Below are 14884 nucleotides of genomic sequence, written 5' to 3'. Positions count from 1 at the left end.
GAACCTCGGACATGACCTCGCCCCAGCCCCCGCGGCCCCAGACCCGAGCCGCTACCGGGGGCGGCGTCAACGAAGCGACCCTCCACCTGCCGACGACCACCCCCGGATCGGCCGCCCAACCGCCGCCGCAGGCCGCCCAATCGGCACCGGTCGCCCAGCCCGCCCCGGTCACGCAGCGCACCGCCCCCAGCCCGTACCCGGTCCGGCCCCCGTTCCGCGCCCCCGCCCCTCCGCCGCCCGCCGCCCCCGACGGTCCGATGCGCACCACCGGCGCCCGCCCGCGCCCCGCGCCCTCCCCGGCCCGACCGCCCCAGCACTGGGAGGGCACCGGCTTCCGCCCCGACATCCAGGGCCTGCGAGCCGTCGCGGTCGCCCTCGTGCTCCTCTCCCACGTCGGCTACTCGTTCGCCGCGGGCGGGTACGTCGGCGTGGACGTGTTCTTCGTCGTCTCCGGGTTCCTCATCACCTCACTGCTGGTCAAGGAGGTCTTCGACACCGGGAGGATCTCCATCGCGGGCTTCTACGCCCGCCGCGCCCGCCGCATCCTCCCGGCCGCCAGCGCCGTCACGATCGCCACGGTCGTCGGCGCGTGGCTGTGGTTCCCCGTCACCCGGATCGAAGCGGTGATGCAGGACGCGTTCACCGTCATCGTCTACGCCGTGAACTACCGGTTCGTCGCCACCGAGACGGAGTACCTGAACGCCGACCAGATGCCCTCGCCGTTCCAGCAGTACTGGTCCCTGGCGGTCGAGGAGCAGTTCTACGTCCTGTGGCCGCTGCTCCTGGTCGGCCTGCTGGTCCTCGCCAAGCGCGATCCGCGCAGACTCGTCGGCACCGCGCTCGCCGCGTGCGCCGGGATCTTCGCGCTCAGCCTGGTCCTGTCGGTGCTCACCACCCAGATCTCGCAGCCGACCGCGTACTACGCGGCCCACACCCGCATCTGGGAGCTCGCCGCAGGCGCGATCCTGGCGCTCATGCTCCCCACGCTGAAACGCCTTCCGAAGGCGTTGGCGTGGGTACTCGGCATCACCGGGCTCGCCGCGATCGTCGCCTCCGGGGTCCTGTACGACGCGTCCACGCCGTTCCCCGGGTACACGGCGCTGCTGCCGGTTCTGGGCACCGCGGCCGTGATCGCCGCCGGATCGGGCGCGAAGAACCCCGCGAGCTCCCTGCTGGCGACCGGCCCCTTCCAGTACGTCGGGAAGATCTCCTACAGCCTCTACCTGTGGCACTGGCCGATCCTCATCCTCATCCCCCTCGCGATCGACGCCGAGGTCGGCCTCGGACTCAACACGGTCCTGCTCCTGGCGACGATCGCGGTCGCCCAGCTCTCGTACCTCTACATCGAGGAGCCGATCCGCAACGCCCGGCTGCTCAAGTCGCGCCACGGGTGGGGGCTCGCCACCGGCGCGCTCAGCTCGGTCCTCGGCATCGCCCTCATCGTCATGTTCACGGTGGTCTATCCGCGGTCGGTCGACGACGGCCCGGTCGACCTCGAGGCGGTCGAGGAAGTCGAGAACGAGACCGAGATGGCGCAGCGGCTGCAACTGGGGCTGGGCGTCGAGACCGTGCCCGAGGGCGTGGTGCCGCCGCTGGCGGGCATCGCCGACGACGCCCCCAAGATCTACAAGAAGGGCGAGGACGGCGCCTGCCACCTCGACTTCGCGACCACCGAGCCCCGCCAAGGGTGCGTGTTCGGCGACACCGAGTCCACGACCACGGTCGTCCTGTTCGGCGATTCCCATGCGGCCCAGTGGTTCCCGGCTCTCGAAGCGGTCGCCGAGGAGAACGGGTGGCAGCTCATCACCCGCACCAAGAGCTCGTGCACGCCGGTGTCGGTCCGGTCCATGCTCTCGGGCGAGGGCCGCGAGTACACCGAGTGCCAGGAGTGGCGCGACAACGTCTTCGACGAGCTGTCCCTGATGAGTCCCGACATGGTCGTCGTCGGCAGCGCCGACGACCCCGAGCTGCTGGGCGGCGACGACCACCTCCAGCTCTGGAGCGACGGGTGGACGTCGACGCTCTCCCGTCTCAAGGCCGCCGCCGGCGCCGTGGTGACCCTCACCGACACGCCGTGGGCCACCGGGGACTCGGCGCCCGACTGCCTGTCCCTGCACCAGAACGCGGTGCAGGACTGCCTCGCCGAGGAGCCGTACGAGATCTCCTACGAGGAGCGGCGCGAGGCCGGCGTGGCGGCGCAGCAGGACGAGGGCGCGACCGTGATCGAGACCGGCGAGTGGTTCTGCCTCGACGGGCGGTGCCCGCTCATCGTCGACGGCATCGTCGTCTACCGCGACACGCACCACATGTCGACGCCGTACGCGAAGTCGCTGACCCCGCTGCTCGCGGAGGCGCTTCCGGCACTGTGAGTCCGGCCGGTCCGGCCCCCGCCGGACCGCCGGTCTGGGCCCGGCCCGCTATTCTGGATCCGACCCGCCCCAGACCAGGAGGAACCCCCGATGAACACGAAGCCGCTGGTGGTGATCGCCGCGCTGGCCCTGCTCGCAGGGTGCAGCTCCAACGGCGGCCAGGAGGACGAACCGAGCGGCGAGCCCACCGTCGAGGAGGCGGCTCCTCCGGAGGTCGTCGCGGGGGCGCCGATCGCGTTCGAACTCGAGGCCCCCGAGGGCTTCGTCCTGGCCGACGGCGAGGACCGCCCCGACCCGCTGGCCGCGAACCAGGTCAGCCAGGTGTTCAACCTGGACGGCGCCAGCCCGGGCAACCAGATCCTCGTGACCAGCTACTCCCTCGACGCGGCGCTCGCCGCCCCCGGTTTCGACGGGGTGCTGCCGGTGGTCATGGAGTACGACGTCGCCCGCGGCTTCGAGGCCGACCCGGTCCAGTACCGCCACGCGATCGTCCACCGCATGGGGGGCGTCCACCGCTACCTGGAGATCGACCTCGGCGGCACGCCCGCCAAGGAGTACAACCACTACTTCGGCCAGGACACGCACCTGGTGCAGATCACCTGCCGCTGGACCGACGACTTCGACGCGGTCATGGCCGGCTGCGAGAGCCTGGAGGCGGGCTTCCCGGCTCCCGAGGGCTGGCAGGCCGGAGCCGCCTGAGCGGCGGCATCAGAGCGAGACGAGGGCCCGGCGGCGACGCCGGGCCCTTTCCGTTCACCCCCGCAGGGCCCGCTTGAGCTTCCGGCCCGCGCGGCGCAGCAGCGAACCGCTGTGCTCGCGGTGCGCCTTGGAGCGGTCCTCCCACCATTCGGCGGCCTGCTGCCACTCCCTGGCGGCCCGCTCCCACTCCTTCGCCTCCGCACGCGCCCGGCTGCCGGTCTTGCGCCACCGGTCGGCGCGCATCCGGGCCTCGCGCTCGGTGTCCCGGAACTCCTTGAGCCGCTTGGCGCGCGCGTCCACCGGCGACATCCCGTCCGCGTCGGACGCGAGCAGCCATTGCGCGCCGTCCTCGACGTAGAGGCCCCACACGGACTCGACCGCGGCTTCGAACGGCTCGTCCACCCCGCGCACCAGGCGCGCCCGGGCCAGGGCGGCGGTGCGGTCGAGCACCGCCTCGACCTCACCGCGATCCTCGTCTTCGCAGTGGAGCCGCACGCGCCCGACCCGGCGCTTCTCGGCGAGGTCGGTCACCTCCTGCACGGCCTCGCGGGACAGGCGCGGCCCCGCCGGCACGGTGAGGCGGAACGGCACCGGAGCGGCGTCCGCCGCCGCGGCCGAGGCGAACCGGACGCGGGGGTCGCCGCTGTACGTCTCCTGGATCAGGCGCAGGTCCAGCAGCGGGTCCTCCAGCAGCGCGTTGCGGTCGGAGTGGAGCCGGTCCCACGGGCCCAGCAGCGTCACCGCGACGTCGGCGACCGACCCCGCGAGCACTGAGTCCACGGTGGAGGAGACCGCTTCGAGATCCGCTTTCGACGCGTCGACGACGATCTCGACGAACGGGACCTTCCACAGCACGCCCGGGCGCGGCACCCGCATGTACCGGAACGAGGGCACCCGGTGCGCCAGGAACGGCTGCCGGTAGCGGGCCCCGTCGCCGGTGCGCTTGCGCATCTGCGACAGCCCGACGTGCCACGCGGTCGCGTCGGGGTCGGGCACGAACACCGCGCCCGCCTGCGCGAGCCGGAAGCCCAGCTCGGTGTCGCCGCCGAGCCGCATGCCGACGTCCAGGCCCCCGGACGCGTCGTAGAGGGCGCGGCGGAAGGAGATGGAGGCGCCGTTGGCGGCCGAGAACGCGCGCCGCTCGTCGTCGCGGAGGCCGTCGGTCTCCTCGACGAACTTGATGACCCACTTGTACTCGACGTCGTGGCCGTCGAACAGGTCGCGGCCCCGGCCGTCGGCGACGAGCTCGAGCACGGTCCCGGGGTCGAACGAGGCCGGGTCGGCCTCGACGAACGCGATGTGGCCCATGACGGTCAGGTACCCGGCGGCGTGGTGCCAGCGGGCGTGCGCCTCGACATGGTGCCGGTCGGGGATGACGTCGGCGTCCAGGCGCAGGATGATCGCACCGTCGGAAGCGGCGATCGCGGTGTCGACGGCGCTCGCGCTGGCCCAGTGGCCGGGCCGGTTGGGGATCACGCGGGTGCGCTCGGGGCGGACGCGCGGGGCCTCGAGCGGCGGCTCGCTGCCGTCGTCGACGACGACGACTTCGATGAGTTCCCGGGGGTAGCTCTGGCCCGCGAGCGCCGCGAGCACCAGGTCCAGCTTGTCCTGGTCCTGGAAGGCGGGGACGACTACCGACACCGTGTCGGTCGGCGTCCACGCGCCCAGCCGGGGGAGTTCCAGGGAGCTGTAGTCGTTCCGCATGACGCGGGGGGCGTCAGAGGGCTTGGTGGTCACGGAGTCGGTGCCTTTCATCGGTCCCACGCGCATTGTTCGAGTTCATCGGCGACCACGAGGGTGCCGAGGTTGCGGCCGGGCCACTCGCGGACGCTGTTCTCCAGGAACACCTCGGACCCGACGTCCCAGGTGTGGCCGGCGGCCCGGCGGGAGAGGACGTAGCCGAGCGGGTGGATCTTGTACACGCCGCCGCCTTCGGCCAGGACGTCCTGGAGGAGGCCGCGGTCCTCGCTGGTGCGGACCGGGCGGTAGCCGCCGAGGGCGTGGAAGTGCTCGCGGCGCATGAGGAGCGTCCCGCCCGAGAGGTGGACGGTGAACGCCTCGGCGTCCTGGAACTGCTTCCTGACGGTCCGGTCGTACTCCTCGACGTGGATGAGCTCGGTGTGCGCGCCCACGAGCGCGGCCCCCGAGTAGCGCTCGGCGCGCAGGAGGTCGGCCAGGTGGTGCGGGCTGTACCAGTCGTCGTCGTCGAACTTCGCCACGTGCGTGCCGGAGGCGGCCCGGAACCCGCGGTTGAGGGCCTCGCCGAACACCGTCTCCCCGGGGACTTCGACCACGGTGAGCGGCACGGTCGCGGTCGCGAGCGCCGCCGCGATGGCGGGGGTCTCCTTGGGCACGCCGTGGAGCACGGCGATGAGCTCGGTCTCCGGATGCGTCTGCCGGTTGACCTGCTCGATGATCGCGGGCAGGTACTCGGGGCGCCGCGTGCACAGGACCACCGAGACGGAGGCCCCGCCGCCGGAGCGCAGCCGTCCGGCATGCGCGTAGGCGGCATGGCGGTCCAGGGCGGCCCGGCGCAGGCGCACGCTGTGGAGCTCCCGCGGGAACGGGTCGGCGAGGTCGGCGGGCGTGTACCTGTCGATCTCGACGAGCACGTCCTTCCCGAGCGCCGCGGCCCACATCGGGGCGGGGGCCCGCGAGACCAGCGGTACGCCGGCGGCGGCCAGGGCGGCGACGGTCCTGACCCCCGCGGTCGTCCCGGGGTGCGAGTCCCAGTCGACGCGCAGCGACTCGTATCCGCGGATCACGTGGACGTCGGCGTCGGTGACCGCGCCGTCTCCGGGGAGGACGTCGTAGTTGCCGCCGTCGTCGAACAGCGCCCAGGTACGGCCGTCGAAGCGCAGTTCGGCGGTGCCGCCGTCGGCGGCGGTCGTGAATCCGACGGGGTTGACGGTGCACTCGTCGACGGGCGGGATCGGGGCGTCGAACGGGTCGTCGTGGACCGGGTCCGCGGTGGGGCGCCGGACGGCGCCGGCCGGGTCGGGGCGCTCCAGCACCGCGGCGTGGCCGCCCCAGGTCGGTGCGTGCGCGGGGTCGCCGGTGGTGACGACGATGTCGGCGTCGGGGTATTCGGAGGTCTCGTCGGCGGTCAGGCCCACCGCGTGCAGCCCGGTCGTCCAGTGGGCGGCCTTCGGGCCGACGGCGCCGATGCGGGGCGCGCGGGGCCCGAGGTTGCGGCGCCGAGCGGCCACGACGGCGCCGATCAGCTCGCCGACCGGCGCGGGCCGGTCGAGCCGGGCCTCGACGCGCCAGTGGGCGTCGGGGCCGCGCAGGACGCGCAGTTCCACCAGGGAGGACCACCGCGGTGTGGGCGGCAGCGCGATCGAGGTCGGCCGGTGCTGCGGGGCCATGTCCGCGACCGCCACCACGAGCCGCTTGCCCGAGGGCAGGCGCGGTCCCAGGGCCGCGAGGCGGTGGAGGTCGGTCGTGGTGCGGGCGATCAGGAAGATCCCGCCGACGCCGTCCGGAGGCTCCAGTTCCGGTGCTTCCCCGTCAAGGTCCGCCACCACCGTGCCGTCGTCCGAGGGCGGGGCCGCGAACCGGCGGCCGAAGCCCGCGTGGCCGATGAACGCGGCGTCGCCGGCCAGGCGCTGCAAGTGTTCGGGAATCATGGGGCGCTGTCGTCCGTCCTCAGAGCGTTTCGGGATTGGGGCCGGCGGTGCTGGGCGGCTCGACCGGCTCGGCAGAGTGGATGCTATCGCACCGCGACCAGGGAGTAATGCCGCTGCGGCCGTCCGCGCTCCCGGTCTCAGTCCTCCGCCGCGGCGATGCCGCGGTCGTAGTCGGTGGTCTCGTTGTGCCGCCGCCCCCATTCGGCGAGCGCCGCGTCGATGTCGCCTTCGGCGCCGATCCAGTCGAACACGTCCGGCATCGTCTCGACGGCCTTCTCGGTGCGCACCGTCATGGAGTCGCGGCCCTCGAGGAAGTCCTCGATGTTGGCGGTGACGGTGGCGACGAAGTCGCGGCACACGTCGATCCGCTCGGCTTCGGGCCAGTCGTGCATGCGCATGACGACCCCGTGGCCGTAGGCGCGGATCATCGAGGCGCGGTAGGGGGAGTTCCAGCGGTCGAGCAGGCTCCGCGCGACCTCTTCGGGGTCGCGCAGGAGGTGCACGTACTTGACGTCGCGGCCGTCGAACTCGGCCGCGAGCCGCCCGAGGTGCCATGCGAGGCGGTTGTCGACCTCGATGTGGTCGCCGGGGTACGCGAAGCGGTCCGGTCCGATCGTCTTCGCCAGGCTCTCGTGCCCGACGGTGTAGTTGTCGAGGTGCTCGCAGGAGGCGGCGAAGGTGACCGATCCGCACCGCCCGGTGCAGAGGACGAACACATTGGTCATCGCAGGGGCCTTCGCGTCGGAGAGGAGCGGCTTCACGGAGGAGGAGTGTCAGTCGATGATAGACGCAGCCGCCTGGTCCGCTTCCGCGCGCGCGTCAGCCCTTGAAGAGGCGGCGCAGGCGGCCGGCCGCGCGGCGCGGGAGGGAGCGGCGGGCGGGCGGGGCGGCCTCGAGGCGGGCCAGTTCGGCCCTGAGGCGGGCGATCTCGCGGGTCCTGGTGTCGCCGACGGCGAACCAGGGGTCCGGGGCGGCCGTCTCGGCCCCCCAGAGTTCGGCGAGGAGGTCGTCGGGGGACTCGCCGGGTTTGGCGAGGCGGTCGGCGCGGGCGAGGGCCGCGGTCCGGTCGAGGCGGGCGCGGAGCGGGCCGGCCTTGCTCGGGACGGCGGTGTCCACGCGGCCGAGGCGGCGCGAGTCCGCGTGCGCGATCATCGCCTCCAGGCCGTCGCGGTGCGGGACCGCGCCCGGCGCGAGGCGCAGCCGGAACGGGACCCGGCTCGGGCCCTCGGGAGCGTGCTCGGCGAAGGAGACGCGCGGGTCGCCCCGGAACGTCTCGCGGATCAGCCGCAGGTCCAGCAGCGGGTCCTCCAGCGGCGCGACCCGGTCCTCGTGCAGCTCGGACCAGGGGCCGGTGAGGACCACGGCGACGTCGGCGAGCGTGCCGCCGAGCACCGCGCCGACGGTGGCGCGGACCGGTTCCAGGCGCGCGCCCGCGGCGTCCACCACGACCTCCGCGTACGGCACCTCCCACTGCACGCCCGGCATCGACCGCAGGTGCCGCAGCGGCGGGATCCGGTTCGCCGCGAACGGCCGCCGGTAGCGCTTCCCCTCGGCGCGGCGGGTCTTGAGCTGCGACAGGCCCAGGTGCCACGCGCCGGCCTCGCCGTCCGCGATGAACAGCGCGCCGTGCTGCGCGAGCCGGTACCCGAACTCGGTGTCGCTGCCGAGGCGCACCGCCTCGTCCATGCCGCCGCAGTCGTCGAACATGGCGCGGGTGAACGAGATCGTCGCCCCGTTCGCGATCGTGAACGCCCGCACCGGGTCCTCCACGACCCCGCCGGACTCCCGCACGAGCGCGATCTCCCAGTCCGCGCTCACCTCGCGGCCCGCGAACAGCGACGGCACCGACCCGGCGGCGACCGCGTCGCGGACCCCCTCCGGCGTCAGCGCCGCCACGTCGGCGTCCGCGAACGCGAGCTTCCCGACCACCGCGAAGTAGTCCGCGAGGTGGTGCCAGCGCGCGTGCGCCTCCACATGGGCGGCGGCCGGCACGACGTCCGAGTCCAGCCGCAGCACGATCGCGCCGCGCGAGGCCCGCACGCCCGCCGCGACGGCCGCGGCGATGCCCCAGGGCCCGGCCGCGACCAGGCGGGTCCCCTCGGGCCGCAGCTGTGGGAGCCGCAGCGGCGGCTCGCTGCCGTCGTCGACGACGATCGTCTCCATGAGGGCGGCCGGGTACGTCTGCGCCGCCAGGCCCGCGAGGACCAGGTCGAGCTTGTCCTGCCCGCCGTACGCGGGCACGACGACCGACACGAGCGCCTGCGGGTTCCATTCGCCGAGGGGGGCGGGGGCGACCGAGCCGCCGTCGTTCCGGGGCACGCGCAGGCCCGCGCCGGGGCCGGGGATCGAGGGTTCCATGGTGCCCCGAGCTTACTGCCCGGGCTTGCGGCCGCTGGCTACTGTGGCGGGCAGTGCAGCGCCCGCTCGCTCGGTGGCGGTCCCGTAGCCGGTTTGCGACAATGGAACCGCCGGATCGTTCGCGGCCGCCGGTCCCGGTCCCTCAGGACCGGTGCCACTCCTCAGCCAGGAAACGCAGCTCGGCTGCCCCGTCCCCGTATTGGACCCATGACCGATCAACTTGACCCGCGCGACGACGTCCTCGCGTTCGTCGGGCAGCGGCCGGCACTGGCGTCGGCGCCCCTCGGCGCCATTGCCGCCGCCGCGATCCGAGGCGGCTCCGCGATCGGCCGCGGCGTGCTCGCGGTCCGCGCCGAGCGCGACCCCGACGCGCTGTGCGAACTCGCCCGCACGCTCGCCATGCGGCCCGGGGAGCCCGGCGACCTCGACGCGGCGCTGGAGCTGTACGACCGGGCCCGCGCGGGGGCCGGCGGGCGCATGACCGAGCTCCACCGCGGCCTGCACCTGCGCCTCGCGGTCCGCTCCGGCGACCGGGAGCGGGTCGAGCGCCTGCTCGCCGACGGCGACCGGCTCCCCGCCGGGCTCGCCTCCGCCGTCCGCGCCGAACTCTCGCACGCCGCCGACGGCGGCGACGAGGCCGTCTTCCTGGAGCACTTCACGGCCTTCACCGGCTGGACCGGGATCGCGCTCGACCCCGCACCGGACGCGCCCCTGCTCGACCGCCTCCGCTCGACCCTCCCCGCCGGGACCCGCTCCGGGCCCCTCGTCTCGGTCGTCATGACCGCGCACCGGCCCGGCGCCGAACTCCTCACCGCCGTCCGCTCGGTCGTCGCCCAGACCTGGGCCGACTGGGAGCTGCTGGTCGTCGACGACGCCTCCGGACCCGAGTACGCCGAGACGCTCGCCGAGGCCGGATCCCTCGACGAGCGCGTCCGCGTCCTCGTCCAGCCGGAGAACGGCGGCACCTACCGCGCCCGCAACCGCGCGCTCGCCGAGGCACGCGGCGAGTTCGTCACCGGGCTCGACGCCGACGACTGGGCCCACCCGCGCTGGCTCCAGGAGCAGTCGCGGCCGCTGCGCGAGGGCGACCAGCTCGTCATGTCGGTCAGCCGCGGCGTGCGCGCCACCGGCGACCTGCGCCTGTTCACCGCGCCCGGGCGCAGTGTGACGGCCGTCAGCTCCACCTCGGTCATGTACCGCGCCAAGCCCGTCCGGGAGAAGCTCGGGTACTTCGACGCCGCCCGCAAGGGCGCCGACACCGAGTTCCGGCTCCGCCTCCAGAAGACCTTCGGGTCCCGCCGCTGGATCGGCATGGAGGACCACCACACCGTGATCCGGCTGCACGCGGCCTCGCTGTCCTCCAGCGAGGTCGGCGACGGCTGGATGCACCCGTCCCGCGCCGCGTACGAAGCCGGGTTCCACCACTGGCACAAGGCGATCCAGCAGCGGCGCGCGAAGCCGCTCATCGCCGCGCCCGCCCGCGTCCGGCCCTTCCCGGCGCCCCGCAGCATCCTCGGCGCGGCGGCCCGGCCGCGGAGCGCCGACCGCGTGTACGTCGCCGACTGGCGCTACGACGGGCCCGCGCAGCGCGCCGCGCTCGACGCGCTCGCCGAGGACGTGGGCGCCGGGGTCGCCGTCGCGCTGGTGCACTACCAGAGCTGGGCGTCCGTGGAGGACAAGTACGTGCCGATCGCGGCGGCCCCGGTCGCCCGCGCGGCCGCGCTCGGCGTGGAGTGGGTCGGCCTCGACGAGATCGACGCGGGCGAGGTCGCCGCCGCCGACGAGGAGGTCGGCGCCGCGGTCGCCGTGGACTTCCCCGGCACCGCCGTCCGCGTCCTCCCGCCGCCCCCGCTCACCGAGGACGAGGCGCCCGCGCGCCCCTCCGCGGCGGTGCGCCTGCGGGCGAGTGCCGCCCGCGGCGCCCGGCTGCCGAAGCGCGTCGCGAAGCGGCTGCTGCGCGGCAAGCGCGCGGCCCTGCGCCGCGCCGCCGGCCGCGGCCGGTCCCTCGCCCGGCGGCTCCTGCGCGGCCCGGCAGTCCCCGGGCTCACCGAGCCGCAGAAGCTCCTGATGGAACTGTGGCGCACCCGCCTCTCCGGCGGCTGGTCCGCGTCGGCCGCCGACGACCTCGGCCGCACCGCCGCCGACGAGTCCGAGTCGGCCGAGTTCCGGCTCGCCGCGACCGCGCTCCTCGCCGACTGGTACGAGGCCGACGACCGCGCCGAGCGCCGCGACCTCGCCCTCGACGTCGTCGTCATCTCGAACTTCATGCTCCCCGGCGGCAGCTCCTCCTCCAGCGCCGAGGAGGTCCGGGCGCTGCGTCGCGCGGGCCTGCGCGTGGGCCTGCTGCACCACCCGGTGTACGACTGGCCGCTGGACCGCCCGCTCAACGAGAAGATCCGCGAGCTCCTCGACGACGACGGCGTGGTCTGGATCGGCGCCCACGACCGCGTCGCCTGCGACCTCGCCATCGTCCGGTTCCCCCGGATCATGATGCGCCCCATGGAGGACCTGCCGCACCTGGAGGCGCGGCGCACGATCCTCGTGGTGAACCAGCCGCCGCACGAGTTCTACGGCGCGGCCGAGGGGCGCCGCCTCACCTGGGACGTCGGCACCGTCCACCGCAACCTCACCGGCTGGCTCGGCGAGCACACCTGGTACCCGCAGGGCCCGGTGGTCCGCCGGGTCCTGGAGACCGAGCACGCCGCCGAGACCGCCGGGATCGACATCGCCGCCGACCACTGGTACGGGGTCCTCGACGTCGCCGAGTGGCACCGCGAGGGCCGCCGCCCCGGCGGCGGGCCGATCCGGATCGGCCGCCACGCCCGCGACCACGCCCGCAAGTGGCCGGAGACGCCGGCCGACCTCCTCGCCTGCTACCCGCCGTCCGAGGACTTCGAGATCCACGTCCTCGGCGGCGCCCGCGCCGCGAAGCGCCTGCTGGGGCGCCTGCCCGAGAACTGGACGGTGCTGCCGTTCGGCTCCGAGCGGCCCCGCGAGTTCCTGCACGGCCTCGACGCGGTGGTGTTCTTCATCGCCGAGTCCGGCGACGAGGCGTTCGGCCGCACGCCCCTGGAGGCCATGGCCGTGGGCCTGCCGTGCGTCCTGCCGCGCAGCTTCGAGCCGCTGTTCGGCGAGGGCGCGGTCTACTGCGAGCCCGGCGAGGTCGAGTCGGTGGTGCGCGACCTCATGGACGACCCCGAGCGGTACGCGGAGCTGTCGGCCCGCGCGCTCGCGAAGGCCGAGCGGGACTTCTCCTACGAGGCGCTGCTGCGCCGCGCCGCGGACCTGGGCATCGCGGTGCCGGAGGCGGCGATGCGGCGATGAGCGCGAAGCCCGCCGAGCAGGACCTCGGCCAGGTCACCTCCAGCAGGCGCCGGCTCCTCGCGAAGCTCGGCGCCCGGCTGGAGCACGGGTTCTCCACCGAGGCCGCGCCCGAGCTGCGCCGGCTCGTCGGCGACGCCGGCGAGACCCCCGCGACCCGCCTCGCCGCCGGCGGGCTGCTGCTGGACTGGCAGCGCCGCCGCCGCGCCGCGCGCGCCGAGGACCGGCACCTGGACTTCGACATCGTCATCGTGTCCCACTTCGCGCTGCCGGGCGGGAACACCACCGCGGTCGCCGAGGAGGTCACCGCGTACCGCCGCGCGGGCCTGCGCGTGGGCCTGCTGCACCACCCGGTGTTCCACTGGGACGTCTCGCGCCCGCTGAACCCGAAGATCGCCGACCAGGTCGACGGCGACCTGGTCCGGCTCATCGGCGCCTGGGACTCGGTCCGGTGCGCGCTCCTGGTGGTGCGCCTGCCGACGGTGGTCCTGCGCCGCCGCGACGACATGCCCGCGATCGAGGCGGACCGCACGGTGCTCGTGGTGAACCAGACCCCGTTCAAGTACTACGGCGAGGACGGCGGCGCGGAGGAGGCGTGGGACGTCGCGCGCGTCCGCGCCAGCATGGACGAGTGGGTCGGCGAGTGCACCTGGTACCCGGTGGGCCCCATGGTCCGCGAGGTCCTGGGGACGCACCACGCCGCCGAGCTCGACGGCGTGCGCCTCGCCGCCGACGACTGGCACGAGTGCCTCGACCCGGCCCTGTGGGGCGGGGGCGACCGCGAGGACGCGCCGTCCGGCGGCCCGATCCGGATCGGGCGCCACACCCGCGACCACGCGCTCAAGTGGCCGCAGACCCGCGAGGCCCTGGAGGCGGCCTACCCCGTGTCCGCCGACTTCGACGTGCGGATCCTCGGCGGCGCCGACACCGTCGCCGAGCGGCTCGGACCGCTGCCGGAGAACTGGACGGTGCTGCCGTTCGGGTCGACGACCGCCCGCTCGTTCCTGCGGGACCTGGACGTGTTCGTGTACTTCATCGCGGCCGAGGGCCGGGAGGCGTTCGGCCTCGCGCCGCTGGAGGCCATGGCCTCGGGCGTGCCGGCCGTCATGGACCCGCGGTTCGCGCCGCTGTTCGGCGACGCCGCGGTCTACTGCGAGCCGGAAGAGGTCGCCGCGACCGTCCGGGCCCTCGTCGCCGACCCGGAAGCCTATGCGGCCCAGCGGGAGCGCGGGCTCAAGGCGGTCGAGGAGCGGTTCTCGCACGCGGCGCTGCTGCGCCGCGTCGCCGGACTCGGGGTCGCCGCCGCCCGCTGAACCGGGCCGCACTCAGGGCAAAGCGAAGGGGCGCAGCGGATTCCGCTGCGCCCCTCCTCCCGTTCCGGGGAGTCCTGGGGGCTAGACCAGGCCCTTCTTCTCCAGAGCCGCGCAGACCGTGTCGACGATCTTGCCGGTGACGAGGTAGGGGTCCATGTTGGCGTTGGGGCGGCGGTCCTCGAGGTAGCCCTTCTTGTCCTTCTCGACCTGCCACGGGATGCGGATCGAGGCGCCGCGGTTGGAGACGCCGTAGGAGAACTCGGTGTAGTGGGCGGTCTCGTGGGCGCCGGTCAGGCGGTCGGCGATGCCGTCGCCGTAGACGGCGATGTGCTCGGCGGCCTTCTCGCCCAGGGCCTCGCACGCGGCGATGATGGGCTCGTAGTCCTCGCGCATCGCCTTGGTGGAGAAGTTGGTGTGGCAGCCGGCGCCGTTCCAGTCGCCCTTGGCGGGCTTGGGGTCGATGGTCGCGGAGACGTTCCACTCCTCGGCGGTGCGGTACAGCAGCCAGCGGGCCAGCCACAGCGAGTCGGAGACCTCCAGGGCCGAGGCGGGGCCGACCTGGAACTCCCACTGTCCGGGCATGACCTCGGCGTTGATGCCGGAGATCGGCAGCCCGGCGGCGAGGCAGTTGTCGAGGTGCTTCTCGACGATCTCGCGGCCGAAGATCTCGTCGGAGCCCACGCCGCAGTAGTAGCCGCCCTGGGGGGCCGGGTAGCCGCCCTCGGGGAAGCCGAGCGGGCGCTCGCCGACCATGAAGGTGTACTCCTGCTCGATGCCGAACCAGGACTCCTGGCCCGCGTACCGCTCGGCGGTCTCGGCCGCGGCGGCGCGGGTGTTCGAGGGGTGCGGGGTGAAGTCGATGTCGAGGACCTCGCACAGGACCAGGAGGTGCTCGCCGCCGCGGATGGGGTCCGGCACGACCTTGACGGGGCGCAGCACGCAGTCCGAGGTGTGGCCCTCGGCCTGGTTGGTGCTGGAGCCGTCGAATCCCCAGATCGGCGGCTCCTCGCCGGCGCCGAGGATCTTGGTCTTGGAACGCAGCTTGGCCGTCGGCTCGGTGCCGTCGATCCAGATGTACTCGGCTTTGATCGCCATCAGGTTGGGAGCCCTTCTTCAATACGCGGTCCAGCTCGGGGCTCGGACCGGCCGGGCCTGGGGCTGTGCTGCCACGCTCCCAAACGGCAATTTCCCGCTC

At 74.2% G+C, this 14884-nt stretch carries 9 protein-coding genes; 4 read left to right on the top strand and 5 right to left on the bottom strand.

The annotated features are described in order from the left end of the window. Window positions 1–11: 11 nt before the first annotated feature. Complete coding sequence (locus BLS99_RS11245) at window positions 12–2369, top strand: acyltransferase family protein (RefSeq protein ID WP_176953314.1); 2358 nt, start codon at window positions 12–14, stop codon at window positions 2367–2369. A 90-nt stretch (window positions 2370–2459) separates the two neighbouring features. After that, window positions 2460–3068 (top strand): hypothetical protein, encoded by a 609-nt coding sequence (locus BLS99_RS11240; protein WP_091048847.1) that lies wholly within the window; start codon window positions 2460–2462, stop codon window positions 3066–3068. A 54-nt stretch (window positions 3069–3122) separates the two neighbouring features. Here the strand turns inward: BLS99_RS11240 and BLS99_RS11235 are convergent, their stop codons facing one another. The 4 genes from BLS99_RS11235 to BLS99_RS11220 form a co-directional block, all read right to left on the bottom strand. Continuing rightward, window positions 3123–4823 (bottom strand): glycosyltransferase family 2 protein, encoded by a 1701-nt coding sequence (locus BLS99_RS11235; RefSeq protein ID WP_218126422.1) that lies wholly within the window; start codon window positions 4821–4823, stop codon window positions 3123–3125. Next, window positions 4820–6697: a glycosyltransferase family 2 protein gene (locus BLS99_RS11230; RefSeq protein WP_143034761.1), complete on the bottom strand. Its 1878-nt coding sequence runs from the start codon at window positions 6695–6697 to the stop codon at window positions 4820–4822. The genes BLS99_RS11235 and BLS99_RS11230 overlap by 4 nt, the downstream gene beginning before the upstream one ends. 137 nt (window positions 6698–6834) lie before the next feature. Further along, complete coding sequence (locus BLS99_RS11225; protein ID WP_218126421.1) at window positions 6835–7458, bottom strand: hypothetical protein; 624 nt, start codon at window positions 7456–7458, stop codon at window positions 6835–6837. A 58-nt stretch (window positions 7459–7516) separates the two neighbouring features. Then, window positions 7517–9055, bottom strand: a complete 1539-nt coding sequence (locus BLS99_RS11220; RefSeq protein WP_091048840.1) for a glycosyltransferase — start codon at window positions 9053–9055, stop codon at window positions 7517–7519. 207 nt (window positions 9056–9262) lie between these two features. Between BLS99_RS11220 and BLS99_RS11215 the strand changes: the two genes are divergently transcribed. Beyond that, complete coding sequence (locus BLS99_RS11215; RefSeq protein ID WP_091048837.1) at window positions 9263–12379, top strand: glycosyltransferase; 3117 nt, start codon at window positions 9263–9265, stop codon at window positions 12377–12379. Further along, on the top strand, window positions 12376–13689 hold the full coding sequence (locus BLS99_RS11210; protein WP_091048833.1) for a glycosyltransferase: 1314 nt from the start codon (window positions 12376–12378) through the stop codon (window positions 13687–13689). Before BLS99_RS11215 ends, BLS99_RS11210 begins: the two co-directional genes overlap by 4 nt. 81 nt (window positions 13690–13770) lie before the next feature. Here the strand turns inward: BLS99_RS11210 and glnII are convergent, their stop codons facing one another. After that, window positions 13771–14784, bottom strand: coding sequence for a glutamine synthetase GlnII (glnII, locus tag BLS99_RS11205; protein ID WP_091048831.1), 1014 nt, complete (start codon window positions 14782–14784; stop codon window positions 13771–13773). Window positions 14785–14884: the final 100 nt, after the last annotated feature.

Origin of the sequence: Glycomyces sambucus (assembly GCF_900102815.1) — a bacterium.
In the GTDB taxonomy this organism is placed as follows: Bacteria; Actinomycetota; Actinomycetes; order Mycobacteriales; family Micromonosporaceae; genus Glycomyces; species Glycomyces sambucus.
This window is presented reverse-complemented; position numbering and strand designations above follow the sequence as displayed.